Here is a 21,772-nt window from a genome sequence, read left to right as displayed (position 1 = left end):
GACAAGGGAATGAGCGACGATCAGGTACCCCAGCCGCGAGGCGCCGGACAGGGCATCTCGCCGCTACGCCCGTATCTGCTCACCGCCGGCCGCGCGCAGCCGGTGGACGGCACGCTCGAAATCGAGGCTCAGGTGCTCACGAGCAGGCTCGGCGCGGCCTCGCACGCGAGGCTGACCTTCGAACGACGGGAGATCGTTTCCCTTTGCCGGGAAACGAAATCCGTCGCCGAAGTGGCGGCGATGCTCGGCCTGCACATCGGCGTGGCCAGGGTGCTCGTGGCGGATCTCGCCGCACTCGGCTACGTCGTGCTCCGTCGCCCGGCGGGAGCCTTCACCCAGGACCTCGGCATGATCGAAAGGGTCATTCGTGGACTCGAAGCAATTCGCTGAACCGGCGCCGGCCAAGCCGCCGACACCGGTCAAGATCGTCATCGCGGGCGGATTCGGGGTCGGCAAGACGACCACCGTCGGCGCGATCTCCGAGATCAAACCGCTGACCACCGAGGCTGCCATGACCTCGGCCGGCGCGGCCGTCGACGGCTCCGGCGGGGAGGTGCCGTCGAAGACCACCACCACGGTGGCGCTGGACTTCGGCTGCATCACCATCGACGAAGAGGTGAAGCTGTACCTCTTCGGCACGCCGGGACAGGACCGGTTCGGGTTCATGTGGCACGACCTCGTGCTCGGCGCGCTCGGCGCGCTCGTCATCGTCGACACCCGGCGGCTCGACGACTGCTACCCGGCCGTCGACTACTTCGAGAAGGCCGGGTTGCCGTTCGTGGTCGGGGTGAACGTCTTCGACGGCTCGCTCAAGCACGACCTCGAAGACGTGCGCTGGGCGCTCGCGGTGAGCGAGGACGTCCCGCTGATCACCTTCGACGCGCGGCAGCGCCTCTCCGTGCGAGACGCCCTGCTCGCCGTGCTGCACAACACCTTCCGTCGCGCCTCGGCCGCCTCCTGACGGGTGCCCCAAGTGTCATGAAAGGGTCGTTCCTGACGTTTTTCGTCCTGAACGACCCTTTCATGACATCCGGCGGGCGTCAGACGGGCCGGGTGATCGCGGCCAGCATCAGGGCCCGGAGTTCGGCGGCGACGTCGGCGACCGGCAGCGGCGGGGTGTGCGCCTGCCACTCGCGCAGCAGACCCGTCGCCGCGCCGACGAGCGCGATCGCCGTCAGGTGGTAGTCGCGATCGGGCGCCACGCCGTGCACGGCGGCGTGCCGGGCCTCGGCCTCGATGAACGCGGCCCACCGGTCGACCCATTCCTGGTGCTGCGCCTCCAAGGCGGCACTGACGCCGACCGCCTCGACGTAGTTCAGCCGCGGCATCCGGGGATCCGAGGTGACCGTGCTGACGAAGACGTCCAGCAGCGTCCCGATCCGGGTGACCGCGTCGGCGTCCTCCAGCCGTTCCAGGGTGCCGGTGACGTGCTCCAGCGCGAGCGCGTTGATGCGCTCGTGCAGGGTGAGCAGCACCTTCTCCTTGCTCTCGAACTCCTCGTAGAAGTTCCGCGTGGAGACGCCGGCGCGGGTGCACAACTCGGTGATCTTCGCCTGCTGGTAGCCCGTCGAGGTGAACAGGTCCAGGGCCGCCAGTAGCAGGCGTTCACGCCGTTCGGCGCGCCGTTGCTCGGGCGCGACCCCGCCATAGGTGCGGGCCACTCGACCTCCCCCGATTCGGTAACAGGGATTGCCAGATGCTAGCAACAGCGCCTACATTGCGAAAATCTCGATTACCAAACTGGAGGCAACGGTGCTTCGGACAGTTCTGGTCTCGGCCCTCGCAGCCACCCTGATCGGCGCGCCCGCCGCGCAAGCCGCGCCGAGCGCGCCCGGGGACCTGGTCGACTACAAACCGGTCGTCGCCACCGCCCCGGCGAAGGCCTGGAAACTCCATTACCGCTCCACCTCGGCGACGGGACAGCCGAACACGGTGTCGGGCATCCTGCTGGTCCCGCACACACCGTGGACGAAGGGCGCGCGCCCGCTGGTCAGCTACGCCGTCGGCACCCACGGCCTCGGCGACCGCTGCGCGCCGTCGACCCGGCTGACGAACGGGTCCGAGAACGAAGTCCTCCTGATGAGCCAAGCGCTTTCGCGCGGCTGGGCGGTCGTCGTGACCGACTACGAAGGCCTCGGCACCCCGGGCACGCACACCTACGCCGTCGGCCAGTCCGAGGGCCGGGCCGTTCTCGACGCCGCCCGCACGGCGTCGAACGTCCCCGAAGCGGGCCTGTCCAAGACCGGACCGGTCGGCGTTTTCGGTTACTCGCAAGGAGGCCAGGCCGCGGCGTTCGCCGGCGAACTGCAACCGTCCTACGCCCCCGACGTCAACCTGGTCGGTGTCGCGGAAGGCGGGGTGCCGGCGGATCTGAACGCCGTCCTGAAGTTCAACGACGGCGGTCCGGCGTTCGGCCTGGTGCTCGGTGCCGCAGTCGGCTACGCGACCGCGTATCCGGAACTGCCGTTCACCGAGGTGCTCAACGCGAAGGGCGAGAGGGCCGTCGCGAAGGTCAAGGAAGCGTGCACCGTCGAACTCGGCGCGGCGGCGCCTTTCGCGCGGCTGAACGACTTCACGACCGTGCCGAACGTTTCGTCGGACCCGCGCTGGCAAGCCCGGCTCGGCGAGAACCTCGCGGGCAAGACCAAACCGGGCGCGCCGGTCTTCCTGTACCACGCGTCGCTGGACGAACTGATCCCGCTTTCGGTCGGCAAGGGCCTGCTCGACCGCTACCGCGCCCTCGGCGCCGACGTCACCTGGCAGGAATTCCCGCTGCTGGAACACATCGGCGGGGTGTCGGCGGGCGGGCCGGTCGCGATGACCTGGCTGGGCACGAAGTTCTGACGGGGAGTCGGTCCGTGAAGGCCTCCTTGAGGGACCCAGGATCCCTCAAGGAGGCCTTCACGGACTTTCGAACACCCGAAGCGCGGTCACGGCGTCCGGCGCCAAGGAAGTCGTGAGCGTCCCACCCGCGGCCAGCGAAGTACGCGACCACCACTCCCCGGAAGCCTCGGGCACCACGGGACCACCGACGACCAGATCGGTCGCCAGCACCCGTCTCCCGGCCAGATGCGCGAGGCTGGCGTCCAAAGTGGAGTCCCCGACCTCCAGCGTCTGCCGCAGCACCGGCACGGAACCCCGGGTCACCTGCTGCGTCGTCACCAGAGAGCCAGGCCGTTCGCCCGCCCGCCCGAGCACCAGCACCTCTCGCGTGTGCAGGAAGGCGCCGGACGCCAACGAGGCCCGGAACACGGCGGCGTGCCGGGCGCGGGCGGTCACCACGGTCGGCTCCGGCAGGTACTCCAAAGACCCACCGTCGTCCACGACGATGTCCACAAAGGACGAGCTGCCCTCACCGTGCAAGCCGGGCAGCGCGATCGTCGCCGCCACCCCGGAAAGCCGCAGCGAAGCACCGGCACCGACGCGGATGGTCAGCTTCAGCTCGTCGCCGCCCAGCGGCGACGTCGCCGAATTGACCAGATGCACCACCGCCGTCGCACCGGCGCCTCGCTTGGGAAGGAGCGTGAGCGGCGCCATCGAGCGCAGCTCACGCAGTACGGTCCGGCCGCCCTCGAAGCAGGCGGTCAGCCGCGCGTGCGCCTTCACCCCGCGCGGACCGGAAGCAGCGAGCGGACCCAGTCCGCCACCGCCGGCGCGTTCGGAGTGTCCACAAGGGACTGGGTGATCACCGGCAGCTCACCCCGCATCCGGTGCGCGTCCGAGGTCATCACGACCATGTCCGCCCCGACCAGATGCGCGATGTCGATCTTGTTGATCACCAGCAGATCCGCCGTCGTCACGCCCGGCCCGCCCTTGCGAGGCACCTTGTCGCCGCCGGCGACGTCGACCACGAACACCTGGCTGTCGGCGAGCCCCCGGCTGAACACCGCGGTGAGGTTGTCCCCGCCGCTTTCGATGATCACCAGATCCAGCCCCGGGAAGCGCTCCTCCAGCCGTTCGACGGCGTCGAGGTTCGCGGTGATGTCGTCGCGGATCGCGGTGTGCGGGCACGCGCCGGTCTGCACGGCCTCGATCCGCTCCGGGTCGAGCACCCCGGCCTTGCGCAGGAAGTCGGCGTCTTCGGTGGTGTAGATGTCGTTGGTGACGACGGCGAGGTTCACCTCGTCGCCGAGCGCCCGGCACAGCGCCGCGGTGAGCGCGGTCTTCCCGCTTCCCACCGGCCCGCCGATCCCGATCCGGTACGCGCGCCCGGCGGTCGGCGCCTGCTCGTAGTGGTCGGGTTCCGCGGCGGTCGGGTCGAAGTTGACCGGGTGCACATGTCCGTGACCGTGACCATGCTCAGCTGGCAAAGAGACGCACCTCTTCCTGGTGATGCCGGGCGTGTGCCTCGGCGAACAGATCGAGCGCCGGTGAACCCGGCGCCGGGAGATCGGCGGGATCGTCACCCGCGACCTCGGCGGCCCGCCGGGAAACCTCCCGGACCTCCTCCGCAAGGCGGGCCACGACGGCGTTGACGGCGAACGGGTCCAGACCGAGCAGCCGTACGGCCGCGCTCGCCGGACCGCTGATCGCGAGGTAGGCCACCGCCATCGCGGCGTCGAAGGGCACTCCGACCAGCGCGCCGACGATCACCGGATGATGCGGTCGCGGGGTTTCCTTCAGCAGCTGGGAAAGCACCGGCGACGGCCAGGCCGCCTTTCCCGCCCTGGCCGTCCCACGCCCCTGCGCGCGGGACGCCTCCCGCTGCGCGAGTGAAGGCGTCCTGGCGTCCAGTTCCAGGTCGAGCCGCCGCCAGTGTCCACTTCGGACGTTACGCGCGGCCGCGTGCGCCGACGCGGCGGCGAACACCGCGGCCAGCGCACCCGCCGTGCGCAAGCGCCCGGCGAGAAAGCCCGGAAGGTCACGTTCGTGCGTGATCAGCTTCCGGGTGACGGCTTCTTCGAGCCCGCCGGAGTGGACATGCCCGCCCCCGGGGAACCGGGAGTCGGCCAGGATGATCGCCGAAAGATCCATCAGAACAGGAAGTACCGTTGCGTCATGGGCAGTTCGGTCACCGGCCGCGGCTCGATCAGCTCGCCGTCGACGTGCACGGCGAAACTGTCCGGCTCCACCCGGATGTCCGGCGTCGCGTCGTTGAGCACCATGTCGGCCTTGCCCCGGGCCCGGGTGTTCGATACCGGCACGAGCTTCCGCGCGATGCCGAACCGCTCCGCCACTCCGTTTTCCAGCGCTTCCGGTGCCACGAAATGGAGACTGCTCGCGGCGGCGACCGTCGGCGCGGCGCCGAACATCGGCCGGGCGAGCACCGGCTGCGGCGTCGGGATGGACGCGTTCGCGTCGCCCATCGCCGCCCACGCCGGGAATCCGCCCTTGAGCACCACATGCGGCCGCACGCCGAAGAACTTCGGCTCCCACAGCACGAGATCGGCGAGTTTCCCGACCTCCACCGAGCCGATCTCGCGCTCCATACCGTGCGCGATCGCGGGGTTGATCGTGTATTTGGCGACATAGCGACGGGCCCGCAGGTTGTCGGCCGCGCCGTCGCCGGGAAGCGCGCCACGCCGTCGTTTCATGACGTGCGCGGTCTGCCAGGTCCGGATGATCACCTCGCCGATGCGGCCCATCGCCTGCGAATCCGAGCTCATCATCGAGATCGCGCCGAGGTCGTGCAGGACGTCCTCGGCGGCGATGGTCGTCGGCCGGATCCGGCTTTCGGCGAACGCCAGGTCCTCGGGCACGGACGGGTTCAGGTGATGGCAGACGACGAGCATGTCGAGGTGTTCGTCGAGGGTGTTCGCGGTGTGCGGGCGCGTCGGGTTCGTCGACGACGGCAGGATGTTGGGCAGCCCGGCGACCTGGATGATGTCCGGCGCGTGCCCGCCGCCCGCGCCTTCGGTGTGGTACGCGTTGATCGACCGGCCGCCGATGGCGTCCACAGTGGACTCCAGGAAGCCGGCTTCGTTCAGCGTGTCGGTGTGGATCGCCACCTGGACACCGGATTCGTCCGCCACGGTCAGGCAGGCGTCGATCGCGGCCGGGGTACTGCCCCAGTCCTCGTGCAGTTTGAATCCGCCCGCGCCGGCGGCGAGCTGTTCACGAAGCGCCTCGTGCCGGACGGTGTTCCCCTTGCCCAGCAACAGGACGTTGACCGGCTGGCCGTCCATCGCCTGCAGCATCCGGCCGAGGTTCCACGCGCCCGGCGTGACGGTGGTGGCCTTGCTGCCCTCGACCGGCCCGGTCCCGCCGCCGACGAGGGTGGTGAGCCCGGACGCCAGCGCGGTGTCGGTCAGCTGCGGGCAGATGAAGTGGACGTGGCAGTCGATGCCGCCCGCGGTGAGGATCTTCCCGTTGCCGGACAGCACCTCCGTGGACGGTCCGACGACCAGCGCCGGGTCGACACCGTCCATCGTGTCCGGGTTGCCCGCCTTGCCGATGCCGACGATCCGGCCGTCGCGGACACCGACGTCGGCCTTGACGATCCCCCAGTGGTCGAGGATCACCGCTCCGGTGATGATCAGGTCGGGCGCGCCTTCGGCCCGGGTCGCCATCCCCTGGCCCATGGATTCGCGGATCACCTTGCCGCCGCCGAACAGCACCTCGTCACCGCTGCCCGACGGACCCATGCTGCGGTCTTCGGTGACTTCGATCAGCAGATCGGTGTCGGCGAGGCGGATCCGGTCGCCGGTGGTCGGGCCGAACAGTTCGGCGTACCGCTCGCGATCGATCGACGGCATCAGGTCGCCTTCCGCAGTCCGGGCACCGCGCGGTTCCCGGCCAAAGGGACGAGGTCGACTTCGCGTTCGACCCCCGGCTCGAAACGGACGGACGTACCCGCGGGCACGTCGAGCCGATGTCCCCGGGCGGCTTCGCGATCGAATTCGAGCCCCGGATTGACCGCCGCGAAATGGTAGTGCGAACCGACCTGGACGGGCCGGTCGCCGACGTTCCGCACCAGCAGCCGGACGCGCGGCCTGCCCGGGTTCAGCTCGACCGGCGCGTCGCCGGTGATGATCTCTCCTGGTCGCACTCGCGGCCCTTTCTAGACGATCGGGTCGTGCACGGTGACGAGCTTCGTGCCGTCCGGGAAAGTGGCTTCGACCTGCACGGAATCGACCATCTCCGGCACTCCGTCCAGCACCTGCGCGCGGCCGAGCACCGTCCGCCCGCTCGCGACGAGTTCGCTCACCGTCCGGCCGTCGCGAGCGCCTTCGAGGACGTGATCGGTGATCAGGGCGACCGCCTCGGGGTAGTTCAGCAGGACCCCGCGCTCCAGGCGTTTGCGAGCTACGTCCGCCGCGACGTGGATGAGCAGTTTGTCCCGCTCCTGGGGGCTCAGGTGCATGGGAAAGGTCTATCACCGGAAACCGCCCGCCGCCGGTTCTCGAAACACAGGATTTACGTCGGCGTCCGGTACACGCAAAGTGAACGTCGCCGTAACTCTTCGCGTACGAACGTCCTTTTCACTGAATCGTTCTCGTAATCGTGACCGAAAGCACCACATCTTTCGATTGCCCCGGGCCGCGACGTGGAGCAAAGTTTGTCCATCCGTGCGATGAGGCGCGCCTTCGCTGCGTGTATCCCGTCCACGCATGAACACAAAGCCGGGGAATGCGCATCGAAAGGTTTCACCACAGTGAGTACCTCCACGATCAGCACCAATCAGCCGTCCGAGCAGGTCGACGACGGTTTCCGACCGGGTCTCGAAGGCGTGGTCGCCTTCAAGACCGAAATCGCCGAGCCCGACCGTGACGGCGGCGCGCTGCGTTACCGCGGTGTCGACATCGAGGATCTCGCCGGCAAGGTGACCTTCGGTGACGTCTGGGGTCTTCTCGTCGACAGCCGCTTCGGCCACGGGCTACCGCCCGCCGAGCCGTTCCCGCTGCCGGTGCACACCGGCGACGTCCGGGTCGACGTCCAGGCCGCGCTGGCCATGCTCGCCCCCATCTGGGGCTACCGGCCGCTGCTGGACATCACCGACGACGAGGCGCGCGACCAGCTTGCCCGCGCCTCGGTGATGGCGCTTTCGTACGTCGCCCAGTCCGCTCGCGGCATCGGGCAGCCCGCCGTCCCGCAGACCCGGGTCGACGAGGCGAAGTCGATCACCGAACGCTTCATGGTCCGCTGGCGCGGCGAGCCCGACCCGGCCCACGTCAAGGCCATCGACGCCTACTGGGTCTCGGCCGCCGAGCACGGTCTCAACGCCTCGACCTTCACCGCCCGGGTGATCGCCTCGACCGGCGCCGACGTCGCCGCGGCCCTGTCCGGCGCGATCGGCGCGATGTCCGGCCCGCTGCACGGCGGCGCGCCGGCGCGGGTGCTGCCGATGATCGAAGAGGTCGAGAAGACCGGTGACGCGGTCGGCCTGGTGAAGGGCATCCTGGACCGCAAGGAACGGATGATGGGCTTCGGGCACCGCGTGTACCGCGCGGAGGACCCGCGGGCGCGTGTGCTGCGCCGGACCTGCCAGGAGCTCGGCGCGTCGCGTTACGAGGCGGCCGCGGAGCTGGAGCAGGTGGCGCTGAAGGAGCTGCGCGAGCGGCGTCCGGACCACCCGATCGAGACCAACGTCGAGTTCTGGGCGGCCGTGATCCTGGACTTCGCCCAGGTGCCGCCGCATATGATGCCCGCGATGTTCAGCTCGGCGCGTACCGCCGGCTGGGCCGCGCACATCCTGGAGCAGAAGAAGACCGGCCGCCTCGTGCGCCCGTCGGCCAAGTACGTCGGGCCGGAGCCGCGGAAGCCGGAAGACGTCGAAGGCTGGGACCTGGTGGTCAAGCAGTCCTGACGCGCGCTATGAACGGTCCGTTCCTTGCAAAATTTGCAAGGAACGGACCGTTCATAGCATCTGCGGGACCGAAGAATCGTGGGAAGCGGTCGTCGAGAGCATCGCCGTCAGCTGATCGACCAGCCACCCGTCCAGCGCCTCGCGCGGCACGGAACGCTCCTGCAGCCAGCTCAGCAGGGCGCCCTCCACCACCGCGGTCCAGCACCGCAGGGTCAGCAGGAGCATAGGCGAGGGCTCCGACACTCCCAGCGCGCCGAGGATGAGCTCGACGGCGCGGTTGCGGACCTCGTCGATCGCCGCGTCCGTCTCCGAAGTCGCGATCACCGAACCGCTGCGCAAGAGCGCGACATACCCCGCCCGGTAGTGGTCGGCGACGTCGATCAGCCCGCGGACGGCGGCCCGCAGCCGGGTTTCGGGCGGGCCTTCCTCGAGCCCGGCCAGACCGTCGATGAGCCCTTCGGTGACCGTTTTCAGCGCCTCGACCTGCAGTTTCCGCAGGTTCGAGAAGTACCGGTAGAACAGCGGCCGGGAGACCTCGGCGCGGGCGATGATGTCGTCGACCGTGACGAGTTCGGGCGCGCGTGAGCCGAACAGGTCCAGCGCGGCGCGGATCAGGTCCTCCCGGCGCGCTTCCGGCGACATCCGGCGTGGACGTCCGGTCACGGGGTGACGTCCAGTTTCGCCGCGGCGCGCAGCAGTCCGGGGGTGAGCCGGGAGAGGACGAGCGCGGCCTTGGCCTCCGGCGTCGACGGCTGGATGGCCTTGTCCTTCTCAACGGCGCGCAGGATGTCGCGCGCGACCTTCTCCGGGCCGAAGCCGCGCTTCGCGTACAGCTTGCTGCTCGACTTCTGGCGGCGCTTCTGCTCGATGTCGTCGACGCCGACGAAACGGGTGGTGCTGGTGATGTTCGTGTTCACGATGCCGGGACAGATCGCGGTGACGCCGATGTTCTCCGCCGCGAGTTCCGCCCGCAGGCAGACACTCAGCGTCAGCACGGCGGATTTCGTGGTGGCGTAGGCGGAAAGAATCTTCGACGGCAGGTACGCGGCGGCGGAGGCGACGTTGACGATCTGGCCGCCTTCGGCCCGTTCCCGCATCTGCTCGGCGAAGACGCGGCAGCCGTGGATGACGCCCCACAGGTTCACGTCGATGAGGCGTTCCCAGTCCTTGACCGTCGTGTCGAGGAACGGGCCGGACAGTCCGATCCCCGCGTTGTTGACGACGATGTCCGGGACGCCGAACTCCTCCTTGACCCGCTGAGCGAACTTCTCCACCGCTTCGGCGTCGGAGGAGTCCACTGTGTACTCGCCGACATTGACGCCCTTGTCCCGCAGCAGTTTCGCGGTGTCGGCGGCGGCGGAGCCGTTGATGTCGGTGATGACGACGTCCGCGCCCTTGTCCGCGAACGCGAGCGCCGTCGCGCGGCCGATCCCGCTGCCGGCGCCGGTGATCACGACGAGCTTGTGCGCGAAGCCTTTCGTCCTGGCTTGTTTGAGCGCACGGCTCTCCTCGCCGCCTTCGACGTGGTCGATCAGCTCGGCGGTCGCGTCGGCGATCACCCGCGGTTTCTCGCGGACCACCCAGTGCGTGCCGACGATCCGGCGGATCCGGAGGTCCGGCGCCCAGCGCTCGATCTCGGTCTGCAGCGGCGTGGTGACGAACTTGTCGCCGGTGGGCGCGAGCACCTGCACCGGGATTTCGGCCGGCCGCGGCCTCGGCCGGGAAAGGCGCGTGAACATGTTGGCGCGGTAGAGGTTGAGGCCGTACAGACCGTCCGAAGTGGAAGGCGCGGCGGCCGCCGGATCCATCCGTCCGATCAGCGCGCCCATCGCGCCGGTGCGCCAGAGCACCTGCGGGATCAGGGGGATCTGGAAGCCGAGGATGTAGGTCGAATGCGCCCACTGGACGAGCGCGTTCTTCAGCCGTTTCGGGCTCGGGCGCACCTGCGCGCGGAACCACGCACCCGCGTGGTCGAGGCTCGGCCCGGAGATCGAGGTGAACGACGCGAGCCGTCCTCGGAGCCTGTCACCGGTGACCGAATGCCAGGTCTGGATGGAGCCCCAGTCGTGTGCGAGCAGGTGGACCTTGCCCTCGGGCTGGACCTCGTCGACGACCGCGGCGAGATCTTCGGACAACTGGTCCAATTTGTAGGACGTGCGTCCCGAAGGCTTGTCCGAGCGGCCCGCGCCGCGAACGTCGTAGACGACCACCCGGTAGCGGCGTTCCAGCAGGGCGGCGATGCCGTCCCACATGGACCCGTTGTCCGGATAGCCGTGGACGAGCACCACCGTGGGCGCGTCGTCGACGCCGGTCACCCGGACCGAAAGGCGGACACCGTCGCTGGCCGTCACCCGCTTGTGAGACATGGTGTCATGTTAGACAACTTGTCAATAAGGTCGCTTTCCGAAGAGCGCACGGCCGAAGGTCCATACGGTGTCGATCACGAGGACGAAGGTCCAGATGCGCCCGAGGTTCAACAGCCAGTGACCACTGGAGTTCCAGTACCAGTCGGCCGGGTGGGGGCCGCCGAACAAGGCTTCGGCGGGCCAACTGTGGCCGGCGACAGCCAGAGCCACCTGCGCGACGATGTAGACCCCGGCGTGGATCGCCCAGTTCCGGAGCGGGTTCGCGCGCTTGTTCGCCTCCTCCATCACCGATTCGGCCGCTTGTGGGCCGTCCTCGATCGTGCGGGGTACCGGCTTTTCCTTTTGTGACACCGTTTTTCGTGGTTCCACGGGAAACTCCGCAACTCCGACACGCCGTACGGCGGCACGAACCACGAACGATCCGAAGAGCAGGAGCCCCGCCGCGCCGAAGCAGGCGACCCGCCATCCGGCGTCCGAGCCGTAGAGCTGTCCCGCGAGAAAGGTTCCGGCCGTCGCTCCGAGTAGCGTCGCGCTCTCGTAGATCCCCATCGCCCGGCCGAGGCTCAGCCCGGCCGCCTCGGCGACCACCGCCTGCTCGACCGGGATGGCCGCCGCGAACGCCGCCGCGGACAGAACCCACATGACCGCGAGCACCGGCGGGCTCGGCGCGAAGGACAGCCCGGCGGCGAAGATCGCGCTCGCCACCATCGCCAGCGCGAGCACCCGCGTCCGGCCGACCTTGCGGACAAAGCCGTGCAGGTAGTCCGGCAGCAGGCTGTACACGATGAAGCCGGGGATGAAGACCGCCGCGATCTCGCCGAGCTGGAGCTGATGCCCGCGTTGCAAGTGCATCAGGAGCAACAGGGCGACGCCGGCCTCGGCCATCGCGGTCAACGCGACGAGCGCGAGCATCGGGCGCATTCTCTTGCCCAGTTGCAGCAGCCGCGGCGCGTCCACCTCGCGTACCTGCGCGGACTTCGCGCCCAGCAGGACCATCGCGGCCACCGCGCAGGCCGCCGCGCCGAGCCAGAACACACCCCGGTAATCGATCCAGGCGATCGCGGTCAGCGCGACCACGAAGGCGATCCACGTGCCGCCGCCCTCGGCCGCGAACAGCTTGCTGAACGCGCCGTCGTCCGTCGCGAGCCCCTCCCCGGCCCGTGCCCGCAACGCGACCCAGAACAGCGCGCCACCCGCGCCGCCGAGAACCGCCGCCAGATAGGCGACCCCGATGCCCGGCGTCACCGCGTAGACCACAAAGGACAGTCCATAGAGGACAGCGCCGACGGCCGCGATCCGGCCCCGGTCGAACCGGTCGGCGAGCGAACCCGCGATCGGGCGGACCACGAACGACACCAATGTCTCCAGGGCGGTCAACGCCCCGACCTCGGCGGCCGACGCGCCGAGCTGGCTCCCCACCCACAGCGGCAGGAGGAAATCGAGCACCTCCGCCGGGCCTTTGGTCAGCGCGGCGGCGAGCTGGTTCTCCTCGGCGCGTTTCTTGTGTGCTACCTCGTCCACCCCAGTCCCCCTTGTTCGGATACGACTGTATTCTATAAAGTGGCGGCAAGGCAAGGCGGTCCAGGTGCAGGTGGTCGTGAGTGGCGTTTCGGGTTAGAACCCGAAACGCCACTCACGACCCACCCGACCGACCCGCCACAGGAGAGGAGGACGCGTTCGTGCCGAAGATCGTGGACCGCGCCGAACGCCGCCGGGAGATCGCCGGCGCCCTCCTGCGCATCGTCGCGCGCAAAGGCGTCGAGGCCGTCAGCGTGCGCTCCGTCGCCGTCGAAGCCGGGGTGTCCGCGGGCGCGGTGCAGAAATACTTCTCCACCAAGGAAGACCTGTTCCGCTTCGCCCTCGACATGACGAGCGAGTTCCTGGAACAACGCTGGGAAACCCTCGATCAGTCCGGCGACCTGCTGGATCTGCTGCTGCGCCTGCTTTTCGAGGCGATGCCGCTCGACGAGCAGCGCCGCGCGGAGGTGATCGTCATCAACGCCTTCACCGCCCGCGCCGCCGTCCGGCCGTCCTGGGCCGAATTCATCCGCACCGGCTACGACGAGCTCGCGGAGATCACGACGCAATACCTCTCGAAAGCGCAGTCGGAAGGCCACGTCCGGGACGACCTCGCGGCGAGCGACCTGGCAAATGCCGTCCTCGCCCTCTCGGACGGCTTCGCGAACCGGATGCTCACCTCGACCGACCCGGCCGCACTCCTGCCGTCCCTCGAAACCTCCGTGCGCACCCTCCTGACTCCGCCAGTGCAGCGTTAGTTACGTCTGGATGTAACTAACGCTGCCTCCCTTCACCAGTGATTGCGCTCCTTGGCCGGAAGCCAGGATGTTCCCGATCGAAGACCACGTCGCCGAAAAGATCTGTGCGATGTACGAGCGTCATCAGGTCGGCGGCCACCCGTCCACCCGCTACAAGGATCTCGTCGATCTCGCCCTGTTCGCGTTGAAGTCGCCCATGCCTGGCAAGGAGACCCACGAGATCCTTCACGACGAGATCGCCCGCCGCCGCGGACGCGGGATGGTCGTGGTTCCACCCTCCAGGTTCGAGGCCCCCGATCCTCGTTCCTGGAAGGGCGGCTATCGCAAAGCCGCCCAAGGCGTCCGCGCCCTCCCCGCCGAATTCCGGACACTCGAAGGTGTGCGTGACCTCGCGGACGCTTTCATCACCCCTCTTCTCCACACGACTCCTCCGACAGGGCGGTGGAACCCCGGAGGACGAGCCTGGCGGTGACACCGGTGTCCATCGATCGGTTGACAGCCGGGTTCAGTCCTGCGGTCGTCCCGGGACAACGGCCCGCTGAAGCACGATCGACGTATGAACAAAGCGGTGAAAGTGCGTGGCCTGCGCAAGGAGTACCCGGGCCACACGGCCGTCGGGGGGATCGACCTCGACATCGAGCAGGGCGAGGTGTTCGCGCTGCTCGGCCCCAACGGCGCGGGCAAGACGACGACGGTCGAGATCCTGGAGGGCCATCGCAAAAGAACGAAAGGCGAGGTCGACGTCCTCGGCGAGGATCCCGGCACGGCGGGCCGGGCCTGGCGGGCGCGGCTCGGGATCGTGTTGCAGACGGCCGGCGACGCCGCCGAGCTCACCGTCGCCGAGACCGTCCGGCACTTCGCCCGCTACTACCCGAACCCTCGTGACACCGAGGAAGTGATCGAGAAGGTCGGCCTGACCGAGAAGGCCGGTGCCCGCGTCAAAAGCCTGTCCGGTGGGCAACGGCGTCGCGTGGACGTCGCGCTCGGGATCGTCGGGCGGCCCGAGCTGGTGTTCCTCGACGAGCCCACGACCGGATTCGATCCGGCGGCCCGGCGCCGGTTCTGGGAGCTGATCAGGAGTCTCGCCCGCGAGGGCACCACGATCCTGCTCACCACGCACTACCTGGACGAGGCCGAGGCGCTGGCCGACCGGGTCGCGGTCATCACGCGCGGGGCGATCGTCGCCGAGGGGACCCCGCAGACGCTCGGCGGCCGCGCCACCGCGGCGGCCACCGTCCGCTGGACCGACGAGCGCGGTGCCCACCTGGAGCGCACCCACTTCCCGGCCAAGCTGATCCGCGAGCTCTCGGCCGACGGACGCGAGCCGTCGGAGCTGACCGTCCACCGCCCCACCCTCGAAGACATCTACCTCGACCTGATCGGAGAAGCCCGATGAGCACCTTGACCCTCCCGGGCACCTTCTCGCTCGGTCTCGTCCGAGGCGCCGCGGAGATCAAGCAGTTCTTCCGGCTGCGGGAGCAGGTGATCTTCACCTTCGCCTTCCCGTCCCTGCTGATGATCCTGCTCGGCTCGATGCTGAACTCCTCGATGCCCGGGATGGCGATCACCACCGGGCAGGTGCTGGCCGCGGGCATGATCGGCTCCGGCATCGTCTCGACGTCGTTCAACAGCGTCGGTATCGGCCTGGCGGCGGACCGTGAAGCCGGTGCGCTGAAACGGCTTCGCGGTACGCCGATGCCCGCCGCGTCCTACTTCATCGGCAAGATCGTCCTGGTCGGCGTGACGAGTGTCGCCCAGGTCGTGCTGATGTCGGTCGTCGGTGTCCTGCTGTTCGACCTGAGCCTGCCCACCGATCCGGTGAAACTGCTGACCGCCGCCTGGGTCTTCCTGCTCGGTGTCACCAGCTGCACGCTGCTGGGCATCGCGCTCGGCTCGGTGACCAAATCGGTCAGCGGCGCGGTCGCCGTGGCCAATCTGATCTACATCGCGCTGCAGTTCATCTCCGGGGTGTTCGTCACGCCGATCACCAACCTGCCGAAGGTTATGGTCGACATCGCTTCGTTCTTCCCGGTGAAGTGGATCTGCCAGGGCTTCCGCTCGGTGTTCCTGCCGGCCGAGGCCGCGAGTCAGGAAATGGCGGGGACATGGGAACTACCGATGGTGGCACTGGTGCTGACGGCGTGGTGCGCCGCGGGGCTGCTGCTGGCGAAACTGACGTTCCGCTGGTCGAACGAAGGCAAGTGAACGCCTGGGAGCGGTTCTACTGGCTGTGGGAGGTCCTGTTCGGGGTCACCTTCGTCGCGACGACGGCCTTGGTGGTTCTCGACGACGGGACGACGACGAACAAGACGGTCGCGCTCCTGTGCCTGGCCGGCCTCGGCCTCACCTACCTGGTCCAGGGGCGTCGTCTCATCAAAGGGCCCGAGTACGAGCACACACCGTGGCTGTTCGCCGGGATGATGATGCTCTTCACGCTGGGCGCGGTCTTCGCTTCGGGCAATTCCAGCTTCGTCCTCTTCCTGGGCTGCCCCGTGCTGTACATGACGATGCCGACGAAAGCCGCGTCGATCCTCACCACGGCGGCGGTGCTGTCGAGCCCGGCGTCGCTGCTCGTCCGCGGCGGGCTCGACGAGCAGCCGGTCCTGCTGCCGATGACGGCGATCCTGATCATCTTCAGCCTCCTCGCCGGCCGCTACACCACCCAGATCATCGAGCAGAGCAAGAGCAGGGCCGCGCTGATCGACCAGCTGCGAGCCAGCCAGGCAGAGGTTTCCCGGCTCTCGCGGGAGGCGGGGACGGCCGCCGAACGCGAGCGCATGGCCCGCGAGATCCACGACACGCTGGCGCAGGGTTTCACCAGTATCGTCACGCTCACCCAGGCCATCGAGTCCGAAATGGACACCGATCCGAAGGCGGCCCGCCGTCACCTGGAGCTCGCGGCGCGGACGGCTCGGGAGAACCTGGCCGAGGCGCGGGCGATGGTCGCGGCGCAGGGGCCGTCGGCGCTCGCCGCCGCTTCGCTGGAGGAAGCCTTGCGGCGTCAGGTGGAACGACTGACCGAGGAGACCGGGATCGAGGCGTCGATCGAGGCCGACGGCCCGCTGCCCGCGCTCCCGATGTCCACGGAGGTCGTCCTCCTGCGAGCGGCACAGGAGGCGTTGAGCAACATCCGCAAGCATTCGCACGCCACTCGCGTCTCGTGCCGCCTGTCCATTGTGGACGGACGGGTTCGGCTCGGCGTCACGGACGACGGCATCGGCTTCGACCCCACCGCGCCCACCGGCGGCTTCGGCCTGGCGGGGATGCGCACGCGCACCGATCAGGTCGGTGGCATCGTGACGCTGAAGAGCGAACCCGGGGCGGGGACGACACTGGAACTGGAGGTGCCCGCGTGATCACGATCATGCTGGTCGACGATCACCCCGTGGTGCGGGAAGGCCTGCGCGGCATGCTGGAGGCCGAGCCGGATCTGAGCGTCGTCGGGGAAGCGGGTTCCGGCGACGAGGCCGTCGCGCTCAGCCGGGTCAAGCAGCCGGACGTGATCCTGATGGACCTGCGGATGCCCGGGCTCGACGGCGTCGGCGCGACGCGGAAGATCCTCGCCGACCGGCCGGATCAGCGGGTCGTCGTGCTCACCACCTACGAGACGGACGCGGACATCCTGCGCGCGGTCGAAGCGGGAGCCTCCGGCTACCTGTTGAAGGACGCTTCGCGCGCGGAGCTCGCCGGTGCGATTCGTGCCGCGTCGCGCGGCGAGACGGTCTTGGCGCCTTCGGTCGCCGGGAAGCTGGTGAACCGGGTGCGCAACCCGACGGCGTCGCCCTTGTCGGCGCGCGAGATCGAGGTGCTCCGGCTGGTGGCGAGGGGAAGCACGAACGCCGACATCGGCCGCACGCTCCACATCAGCGAGGCGACGGTCAAGACCCATCTGCTGCGCGTGTTCGGGAAACTGGACGTTTCGGACCGCACGGCCGCTGTGACCACCGCTATGCGACTGGGACTGCTCGGGTAGGCAGAATGCGTCCCATGCTTGCCACGACCGAAATGGCGCTGCTTCGCCGCCTCGCGCACGAGCAATCCTCGTGCCGCACCCCGTCCATCGTCGCCGCCGTCGTCCGCGACGGGGAACTCGCCTGGTCCGGAGGGCGCGGACGCGTCGGCGGCGAGACACCGGGCGCCGACACGCAGTACCGGCTCGGGTCGATCACCAAGACACTCGTCGCGACGGCCGTCATGCGGCTGCGCGACGAAGGCAAGCTCGATCTCAACGACCCGCTGGAGCAGCACCTGCCCGGCACCTCGTTCGGCTCGGCCACCATCGCGCAGCTGCTGTCGCACACCTCGGGCCTGACCGCGGAATCGCCCGGTTCCTGGTGGGAGCGCACCGTGGGCGCGGACTGGGACGCGCTCGTCGAGAGCCTCAAGGACGGCGCGACGCGGCTGCGGCCGGGCAGCCGGTTCCACTACAGCAACGTCGGCTACGGCGTGCTCGGCGAGCTGGTCGCCCGGCACCGGGGGCAGTCGTGGCTCGACGTCGTCCGCGCCGAGATCCTCGGCCCGCTCGGCATGACCCGGACCTCGCCGCATCCGGAAGGCGCGCACGCGGACGGGTTCGCCGTGCATCCCTTCGCCGATCTCCTCATGCCGGAGCCGTCGCCGGACGCGGGCGCGATGGCCCCCGCCGGCCAGCTGTGGTCGACGGCCACCGACCTCGCCCGCTGGACGGCGTTCCTCGGCGGGCACACCGGCGGCGTGCTGAGCGAGCAGACCGTCGCCGAGATGCGCGAAATGGTCACCGTGGACGACGGCGACACCTGGAGCACCGGGTTCGGTCTCGGCGTCATGCTGGTCCGCACGGAGGGCAGGCGGCTGGCCGGGCACACCGGCTCGATGCCGGGGTTCCTCGCCTGCTCGCTGGTCGACGCGAACGCCGGCATCGGCGCGCTGGTGCTGACGAACTCGACGGCGGGCGTCGGCATCACGCAGCTGTGCCTCGACCTGATGAACCTGACCGAACAGCACGAGCCGTCCATGCCCGCCGAGTGGCAACCGTCCACTGTGGACCCGAAGCTGCTGGAACTGACCGGGTTGTGGCACTGGGGGCCGACGCCGTACCACCTGCGGCTACTCCCGGGCGGCCTGTTCTCCCTCGCGCCGACCGACGGCCCCGGCCGCGCGTCGCGGTTCGCGCCGGTGGGCGAGGACACCTGGGTCGGCCTCGACGCCTACTACGCGGGCGAAACGCTGCGGGTCGGGCGGGACGCGGCGGGGAAGCCGAACCACCTCGACCTCGCGACGTTCATCTTCTCGCGGACCCCGTTCGACCCGGCCGCGCCCATCCCGGGTGGCGTCGACCCCGAGGGCTGGCGCTAACGGTCCAGCACCGCCGATTTCACGTGATCGACCGGACGACACGCGTGATCCGGCGGACGACACGCGTGACTGGATGGACGACACGACACGCGCCGGACCAAGGACGAAGGCTCCCTTTACCGCATCAGACGCGGCGAAGGGAGCCTTCATCCCACCATCGGCCCGCCCGAGAACACGCCACGTTCGACCCTCGGCTCAAAGAGGACCCGAATCGCCACTCACGACCACATCAGGCCGCCGGGGTGTGCCCGACCGCCGCGCCGACGGCCGCGATGAACTTGCGGGCGATGCGCTTGCCCTCGCCCCAGTCGACGAAGCCGAACTTCAAGCTCGTCTGGATCGCCAGCCCGGAGCCCTCCGTCGTCCGCTCCACCTTCACGGTGACCGTCTGCCCGTAGCTGAAGAGGCCCATGCTGGTGGAGAAGGTGACGTAGCCCGCGGCCGCGTCGTAGAAAGGGTTCTTCCCCTTGACCGCCGTGACCCCGTTCGGAAGGGCCTGCCACAACGCCTCGGGGGCCAGGGGGAATCGCTCGTGCACTGTCGCCATGAGGCGAGAAGCTACCCGTGCGGGGTGCACCGGCGGGCACGAGTTGTCCGATCCCACATACCGGACACGCGGCACCGACTTTCAGCAGGGTCATCCCGACCTGAGAGACTGGGCACATGACCGACGCACCTGAGTTGACCCTCCCCGCGGACCTGAAGCCTGCCGATGGCCGCTTCGGCTGCGGACCGTCCAAGGTCCGTGACGAGCAGCTCGCCAACCTGGCGAAATCCGGTGCCACCTACCTCGGCACGTCGCACCGTCAGAAGCCGGTGAAGTCCCTCGTCGGCCGCGTGCGTGCGGGTCTGTCCGAATTGTTCTCCCTGCCCGAAGGCTACGAAGTGGTCCTCGGCAACGGCGGGACGACCGCATTCTGGGACGCCGCCGCGTTCGGGCTCGTGCGCGAACGTGCGCAGCACTTCACCTACGGCGAGTTCTCCTCGAAGTTCGCCACGGTGACCAAGGGCGCCCCCTTCCTCGCCGACCCGATCGTCGTCAAGGCCGACCCGGGCAGCGCGCCCGAGATCGCCTACGAGGCCGGCGCCGACCTGGTCGGCTGGGCGCACAACGAGACCTCGACCGGTGTCGCGGTGCCGGTCCGCCGCCCCGAAGGCAGCGAAGGCGCCCTCGTCGCCATCGACGCCACCTCCGGCGCGGGCGGCCTGCCGGTCAAGGCCGAGGACTTCGACGTCTACTACTTCGCGCCCCAGAAGTCCTTCGCCTCCGACGGTGGCCTCTGGATCGCGCTGGCTTCGCCCGCGGCCGTCGAGCGCATCGGCGAGATCGGCGCGAGCGACCGCTGGATCCCCGAGTTCCTGTCGCTGACCACGGCGCTCGACAACTCCCGCAAGGACCAGACGTACAACACCCCGGCGGTGTCGACGCTGTTCCTGCTGGCCGACCAGATCGAGTGGATGAACTCGAACGGTGGCCTGGAGTGGACGACCTCGCGGACCCGCGACTCGTCGACCCGGCTGTACGAATGGGCCGAGAAGACCGGCTACACGACGCCGTTCGTCAGCGACCCGTCGCTGCGCTCGCAGGTCGTCGGCACCATCGACTTCGCCGACGAGGTGGACGCCGCCGCGGTGGCGAAGGTGCTGCGCGCCAACGGGATCGTCGACACCGAGCCGTACCGGAAGCTGGGCCGCAACCAGCTGCGCGTCGGCCTGTTCCCGGCCATCGACCCGGACGACATCACGAAGCTGACCCAGAGCATCGAGTACGTCGTCGAGCGCCTGGGCTGAGCTAGCTAGCTGTCCGTGAAGGCCTCCTTGAGGGACCCAGAGTCCCTCAAGGAGGCCTTCACGGACTTGCGGAAGGCTGCGGCCAGGGCGAGCAGGACCAGGCCGTACAGGATGTAGGACTCCGTCGCCAGCCACCAGCCGAAGCTCCCGGCGGGCCGCGGCGCGAGCCACATCGGCGCGATCACGAACAACGCCACCGTCACGGCCGCGAGCACGTAGGAGACGGCCGAGCGCGACCAGATCAGCAGTGCGAGGATCGGCACACACCAGATCCAGTGATGCGTCCACGAAACCGGCGACACCAGCAGCCCGCCGACGGCACACGCGGTCAGCGCGAACACCGGCTCCGCGACGCGCACGATCAGGAACGCGGTCAGCGCGACCACGACGATCGACGCCAGCACCCAGACGACGTCTTCGGCCGAGCCGAGACCGAACCGCGCGAGCATCCCGCGCAGGGACTGGTTGCCGACGTAACCGCGATCGCCGATACGGCTGGTGTCGAACAGGATGTCCGTCCAGAACCGCGCCGACGCGCCGGGCGCGGTCAGGAACATCAGCAGGCCCGCGCCGAGGAAACCGGCCACCACCCTGGCGGCGGAGCGGAAGTCCTTGCGGAACAAGAAGAACAGGATGAAGAAGGCCGGCGTCAGCTTGATCGCCGCGGCGACGCCGATCAGCAGGCCCTTCGTGCGCGCGCGGCCCGGCAGGAGGGCGTCGAGCACGACGAGCAGCATCAGCAGCGTGTTCACCTGGCCGAAGCCGAGCGTCGAGCGGACCGGCTCCATGATCCCGCCGACGGCCTGTGCCCCGATCGCCGCCAGGACGGCGATGGCGCGGCCACGGACGTTCGCACGGTCGGTGAGCGAACCGTTGAGCGTCGCGACGAAAAGATAGACGACGATCCCGCCCGCGATGATCGACGCGAGCCCGACCAGCCGCGTGGCCAGCGCGGCCGACAACAGCGTGCCGGGCAGGAACACCGCCGCCGCGAACGGCGTGTAGGTGAAGGGCAGCCAGCCGCCGTGCGTCTGCACCCACGCGCCGTACGGGTCGCCTGAGTCGACGAGCAGCCGCGCGCCGCCGATGTAGACCTCGAGGTCCTGGCCGTCGAACACCTTGAGCGTGAACAGCACGCCGACCACGACGGCTTCGAGCGCGAGCAACGCCCCCGCGAGTTTCCGCCCCGACAATCCCACCAGCACCCGGCGAGATTACCCACCGCCATTCCGCGTTCAGTCCTCTGGATGCGGCGGACC

Annotated in this window: 24 protein-coding genes; 12 read left to right on the top strand and 12 right to left on the bottom strand. The window is 69.2% G+C overall.

Annotated features, from left to right (window positions below; genetic code table 11):
* Positions 1-9: 9 nt before the first annotated feature.
* Together AVR91_RS17585 and AVR91_RS17580 are read left to right on the top strand one after the other, a co-directional pair.
* The gene (locus tag AVR91_RS17585; protein ID WP_016337497.1) at positions 10-390 is read left to right on the top strand and encodes a DUF742 domain-containing protein; all 381 of its coding nucleotides are present in this window, start codon (positions 10-12) and stop codon (positions 388-390) included.
* Complete coding sequence (locus AVR91_RS17580; RefSeq protein ID WP_063274257.1) at positions 368-961, top strand: GTP-binding protein; 594 nt, start codon at positions 368-370, stop codon at positions 959-961. The genes AVR91_RS17585 and AVR91_RS17580 overlap by 23 nt, the downstream gene beginning before the upstream one ends.
* A 79-nt stretch (positions 962-1,040) precedes the next feature.
* Here AVR91_RS17580 and AVR91_RS17575 read toward each other — a convergent pair whose 3' ends face one another.
* Positions 1,041-1,661, bottom strand: coding sequence for a TetR/AcrR family transcriptional regulator (locus tag AVR91_RS17575; RefSeq protein ID WP_063274256.1), 621 nt, complete (start codon positions 1,659-1,661; stop codon positions 1,041-1,043).
* Between the two features lie 91 nt (positions 1,662-1,752).
* On the opposite strand from AVR91_RS17575, the gene AVR91_RS17570 reads away from it, so the two are divergent.
* Positions 1,753-2,844 carry a lipase family protein gene (locus AVR91_RS17570; protein ID WP_063274255.1) on the top strand — a complete coding sequence of 364 codons (1,092 nt, stop codon included), beginning with the start codon at positions 1,753-1,755 and terminating at the stop codon, positions 2,842-2,844.
* 57 nt (positions 2,845-2,901) lie between these two features.
* On the opposite strand, the gene AVR91_RS17565 is transcribed toward AVR91_RS17570, so the two are convergent.
* Genes AVR91_RS17565 through AVR91_RS17540 form a run of 6 tightly spaced genes read right to left on the bottom strand, consistent with a single transcriptional unit; the run spans position 2,902 to position 7,303 of the window.
* Positions 2,902-3,606, bottom strand: coding sequence for an urease accessory protein UreD (locus AVR91_RS17565; protein WP_063274254.1), 705 nt, complete (start codon positions 3,604-3,606; stop codon positions 2,902-2,904).
* Complete coding sequence (ureG, locus tag AVR91_RS17560) at positions 3,603-4,310, bottom strand: urease accessory protein UreG (protein WP_063274253.1); 708 nt, start codon at positions 4,308-4,310, stop codon at positions 3,603-3,605. Before ureG ends, AVR91_RS17565 begins: the two co-directional genes overlap by 4 nt.
* Positions 4,300-4,974: an urease accessory protein UreF gene (locus AVR91_RS17555; RefSeq protein ID WP_063274252.1), complete on the bottom strand. Its 675-nt coding sequence runs from the start codon at positions 4,972-4,974 to the stop codon at positions 4,300-4,302. The genes ureG and AVR91_RS17555 overlap by 11 nt, the downstream gene beginning before the upstream one ends.
* Positions 4,974-6,695, bottom strand: coding sequence for an urease subunit alpha (locus AVR91_RS17550; RefSeq protein ID WP_063274251.1), 1,722 nt, complete (start codon positions 6,693-6,695; stop codon positions 4,974-4,976). Before AVR91_RS17550 ends, AVR91_RS17555 begins: the two co-directional genes overlap by 1 nt.
* Positions 6,695-6,988 carry an urease subunit beta gene (locus tag AVR91_RS17545; RefSeq protein WP_063274250.1) on the bottom strand — a complete coding sequence of 98 codons (294 nt, stop codon included), beginning with the start codon at positions 6,986-6,988 and terminating at the stop codon, positions 6,695-6,697. Before AVR91_RS17545 ends, AVR91_RS17550 begins: the two co-directional genes overlap by 1 nt.
* A 12-nt stretch (positions 6,989-7,000) precedes the next feature.
* The gene (locus AVR91_RS17540) at positions 7,001-7,303 is read right to left on the bottom strand and encodes an urease subunit gamma (RefSeq protein WP_063274249.1); all 303 of its coding nucleotides are present in this window, start codon (positions 7,301-7,303) and stop codon (positions 7,001-7,003) included.
* A 291-nt stretch (positions 7,304-7,594) separates the two neighbouring features.
* Here AVR91_RS17540 and AVR91_RS17535 point away from each other — a divergent pair, with 291 nt between their 5' ends.
* Complete coding sequence (locus AVR91_RS17535) at positions 7,595-8,746, top strand: citrate synthase 2 (RefSeq protein WP_016337507.1); 1,152 nt, start codon at positions 7,595-7,597, stop codon at positions 8,744-8,746.
* A 51-nt stretch (positions 8,747-8,797) separates the two neighbouring features.
* On the opposite strand, the gene AVR91_RS17530 is transcribed toward AVR91_RS17535, so the two are convergent.
* The 3 genes from AVR91_RS17530 to AVR91_RS17520 are packed head-to-tail and all read right to left on the bottom strand — an operon-like array spanning position 8,798 to position 12,633.
* Entirely contained in the window at positions 8,798-9,388 is a 591-nt protein-coding gene (locus AVR91_RS17530; protein WP_063274248.1) for a TetR/AcrR family transcriptional regulator, read from the bottom strand.
* Between the two features lie 17 nt (positions 9,389-9,405).
* Complete coding sequence (locus tag AVR91_RS17525; RefSeq protein ID WP_063274247.1) at positions 9,406-11,097, bottom strand: SDR family oxidoreductase; 1,692 nt, start codon at positions 11,095-11,097, stop codon at positions 9,406-9,408.
* A gap of 36 nt (positions 11,098-11,133) precedes the next feature.
* Positions 11,134-12,633: an MFS transporter gene (locus AVR91_RS17520; RefSeq protein WP_063274246.1), complete on the bottom strand. Its 1,500-nt coding sequence runs from the start codon at positions 12,631-12,633 to the stop codon at positions 11,134-11,136.
* Positions 12,634-12,791: 158 nt separating this feature from the next.
* Between AVR91_RS17520 and AVR91_RS17515 the strand changes: the two genes are divergently transcribed.
* The 7 genes from AVR91_RS17515 to AVR91_RS17485 all read left to right on the top strand — a co-directional run bounded on the left by AVR91_RS17515 (position 12,792) and on the right by AVR91_RS17485 (position 18,722).
* Entirely contained in the window at positions 12,792-13,388 is a 597-nt protein-coding gene (locus AVR91_RS17515) for a TetR/AcrR family transcriptional regulator (RefSeq protein WP_063273257.1), read from the top strand.
* 67 nt (positions 13,389-13,455) lie between these two features.
* On the top strand, positions 13,456-13,860 hold the full coding sequence (locus tag AVR91_RS17510; RefSeq protein ID WP_228709227.1) for a nucleotidyl transferase AbiEii/AbiGii toxin family protein: 405 nt from the start codon (positions 13,456-13,458) through the stop codon (positions 13,858-13,860).
* Between the two features lie 84 nt (positions 13,861-13,944).
* Positions 13,945-14,784: an ABC transporter ATP-binding protein gene (locus AVR91_RS17505; RefSeq protein ID WP_143254026.1), complete on the top strand. Its 840-nt coding sequence runs from the start codon at positions 13,945-13,947 to the stop codon at positions 14,782-14,784.
* Positions 14,781-15,593, top strand: a complete 813-nt coding sequence (locus tag AVR91_RS17500; RefSeq protein ID WP_063273258.1) for an ABC transporter permease — start codon at positions 14,781-14,783, stop codon at positions 15,591-15,593. The genes AVR91_RS17505 and AVR91_RS17500 overlap by 4 nt, the downstream gene beginning before the upstream one ends.
* On the top strand, positions 15,590-16,744 hold the full coding sequence (locus tag AVR91_RS17495) for a sensor histidine kinase (protein WP_063273259.1): 1,155 nt from the start codon (positions 15,590-15,592) through the stop codon (positions 16,742-16,744). The genes AVR91_RS17500 and AVR91_RS17495 overlap by 4 nt, the downstream gene beginning before the upstream one ends.
* A complete protein-coding gene (locus AVR91_RS17490) occupies positions 16,741-17,361 on the top strand; it encodes a response regulator (RefSeq protein WP_063273260.1) in 621 nt (206 codons plus the stop codon). Before AVR91_RS17495 ends, AVR91_RS17490 begins: the two co-directional genes overlap by 4 nt.
* Before the next feature lie 14 nt (positions 17,362-17,375).
* A complete protein-coding gene (locus AVR91_RS17485) occupies positions 17,376-18,722 on the top strand; it encodes a serine hydrolase domain-containing protein (RefSeq protein ID WP_063273261.1) in 1,347 nt (448 codons plus the stop codon).
* Between the two features lie 229 nt (positions 18,723-18,951).
* Here AVR91_RS17485 and AVR91_RS17480 read toward each other — a convergent pair whose 3' ends face one another.
* Entirely contained in the window at positions 18,952-19,269 is a 318-nt protein-coding gene (locus AVR91_RS17480) for a hypothetical protein (protein ID WP_016337520.1), read from the bottom strand.
* Positions 19,270-19,385: 116 nt separating this feature from the next.
* Here AVR91_RS17480 and serC point away from each other — a divergent pair, with 116 nt between their 5' ends.
* A complete protein-coding gene (gene serC / locus AVR91_RS17475) occupies positions 19,386-20,513 on the top strand; it encodes a phosphoserine transaminase (RefSeq protein WP_016337521.1) in 1,128 nt (375 codons plus the stop codon).
* Positions 20,514-20,518: 5 nt separating this feature from the next.
* Here the strand turns inward: serC and AVR91_RS17470 are convergent, their stop codons facing one another.
* Positions 20,519-21,718, bottom strand: a complete 1,200-nt coding sequence (locus tag AVR91_RS17470) for a glycosyltransferase 87 family protein (protein ID WP_063273262.1) — start codon at positions 21,716-21,718, stop codon at positions 20,519-20,521.
* Between the last annotated feature and the right edge of the window lie 54 nt (positions 21,719-21,772).

Source organism: Amycolatopsis keratiniphila subsp. keratiniphila (assembly GCF_001620365.2).
GTDB lineage: Bacteria > Actinomycetota > Actinomycetes > Mycobacteriales > Pseudonocardiaceae > Amycolatopsis > Amycolatopsis keratiniphila.
The sequence above is the reverse complement of the archived record's forward strand: the minus strand, read 5'-3'. Positions and strand labels throughout refer to the sequence as shown.

Excerpts from the sequence above, each read along its gene's own strand:
- AVR91_RS17485 (WP_063273261.1), top strand. The coding sequence starts at position 17,376 with ATGCTTGCCACGACCGAAATGGCGCTGCTTCGCCGCCTCGCGCACGAG.
- AVR91_RS17480 (WP_016337520.1), bottom strand. The coding sequence starts at position 19,269 with ATGGCGACAGTGCACGAGCGATTCCCCCTGGCCCCCGAGGCGTTGTGG.
- AVR91_RS17550 (WP_063274251.1), bottom strand. The coding sequence starts at position 6,695 with ATGCCGTCGATCGATCGCGAGCGGTACGCCGAACTGTTCGGCCCGACC.
- serC (WP_016337521.1), top strand. The coding sequence starts at position 19,386 with ATGACCGACGCACCTGAGTTGACCCTCCCCGCGGACCTGAAGCCTGCC.
- AVR91_RS17500 (WP_063273258.1), top strand. The coding sequence starts at position 14,781 with ATGAGCACCTTGACCCTCCCGGGCACCTTCTCGCTCGGTCTCGTCCGA.
- AVR91_RS17510 (WP_228709227.1), top strand. The coding sequence starts at position 13,456 with ATGTTCCCGATCGAAGACCACGTCGCCGAAAAGATCTGTGCGATGTAC.
- AVR91_RS17585 (WP_016337497.1), top strand. The coding sequence starts at position 10 with ATGAGCGACGATCAGGTACCCCAGCCGCGAGGCGCCGGACAGGGCATC.
- AVR91_RS17540 (WP_063274249.1), bottom strand. The coding sequence starts at position 7,303 with ATGCACCTGAGCCCCCAGGAGCGGGACAAACTGCTCATCCACGTCGCG.
- AVR91_RS17555 (WP_063274252.1), bottom strand. The coding sequence starts at position 4,974 with ATGGATCTTTCGGCGATCATCCTGGCCGACTCCCGGTTCCCCGGGGGC.
- AVR91_RS17505 (WP_143254026.1), top strand. The coding sequence starts at position 13,945 with ATGAACAAAGCGGTGAAAGTGCGTGGCCTGCGCAAGGAGTACCCGGGC.
- AVR91_RS17530 (WP_063274248.1), bottom strand. The coding sequence starts at position 9,388 with ATGTCGCCGGAAGCGCGCCGGGAGGACCTGATCCGCGCCGCGCTGGAC.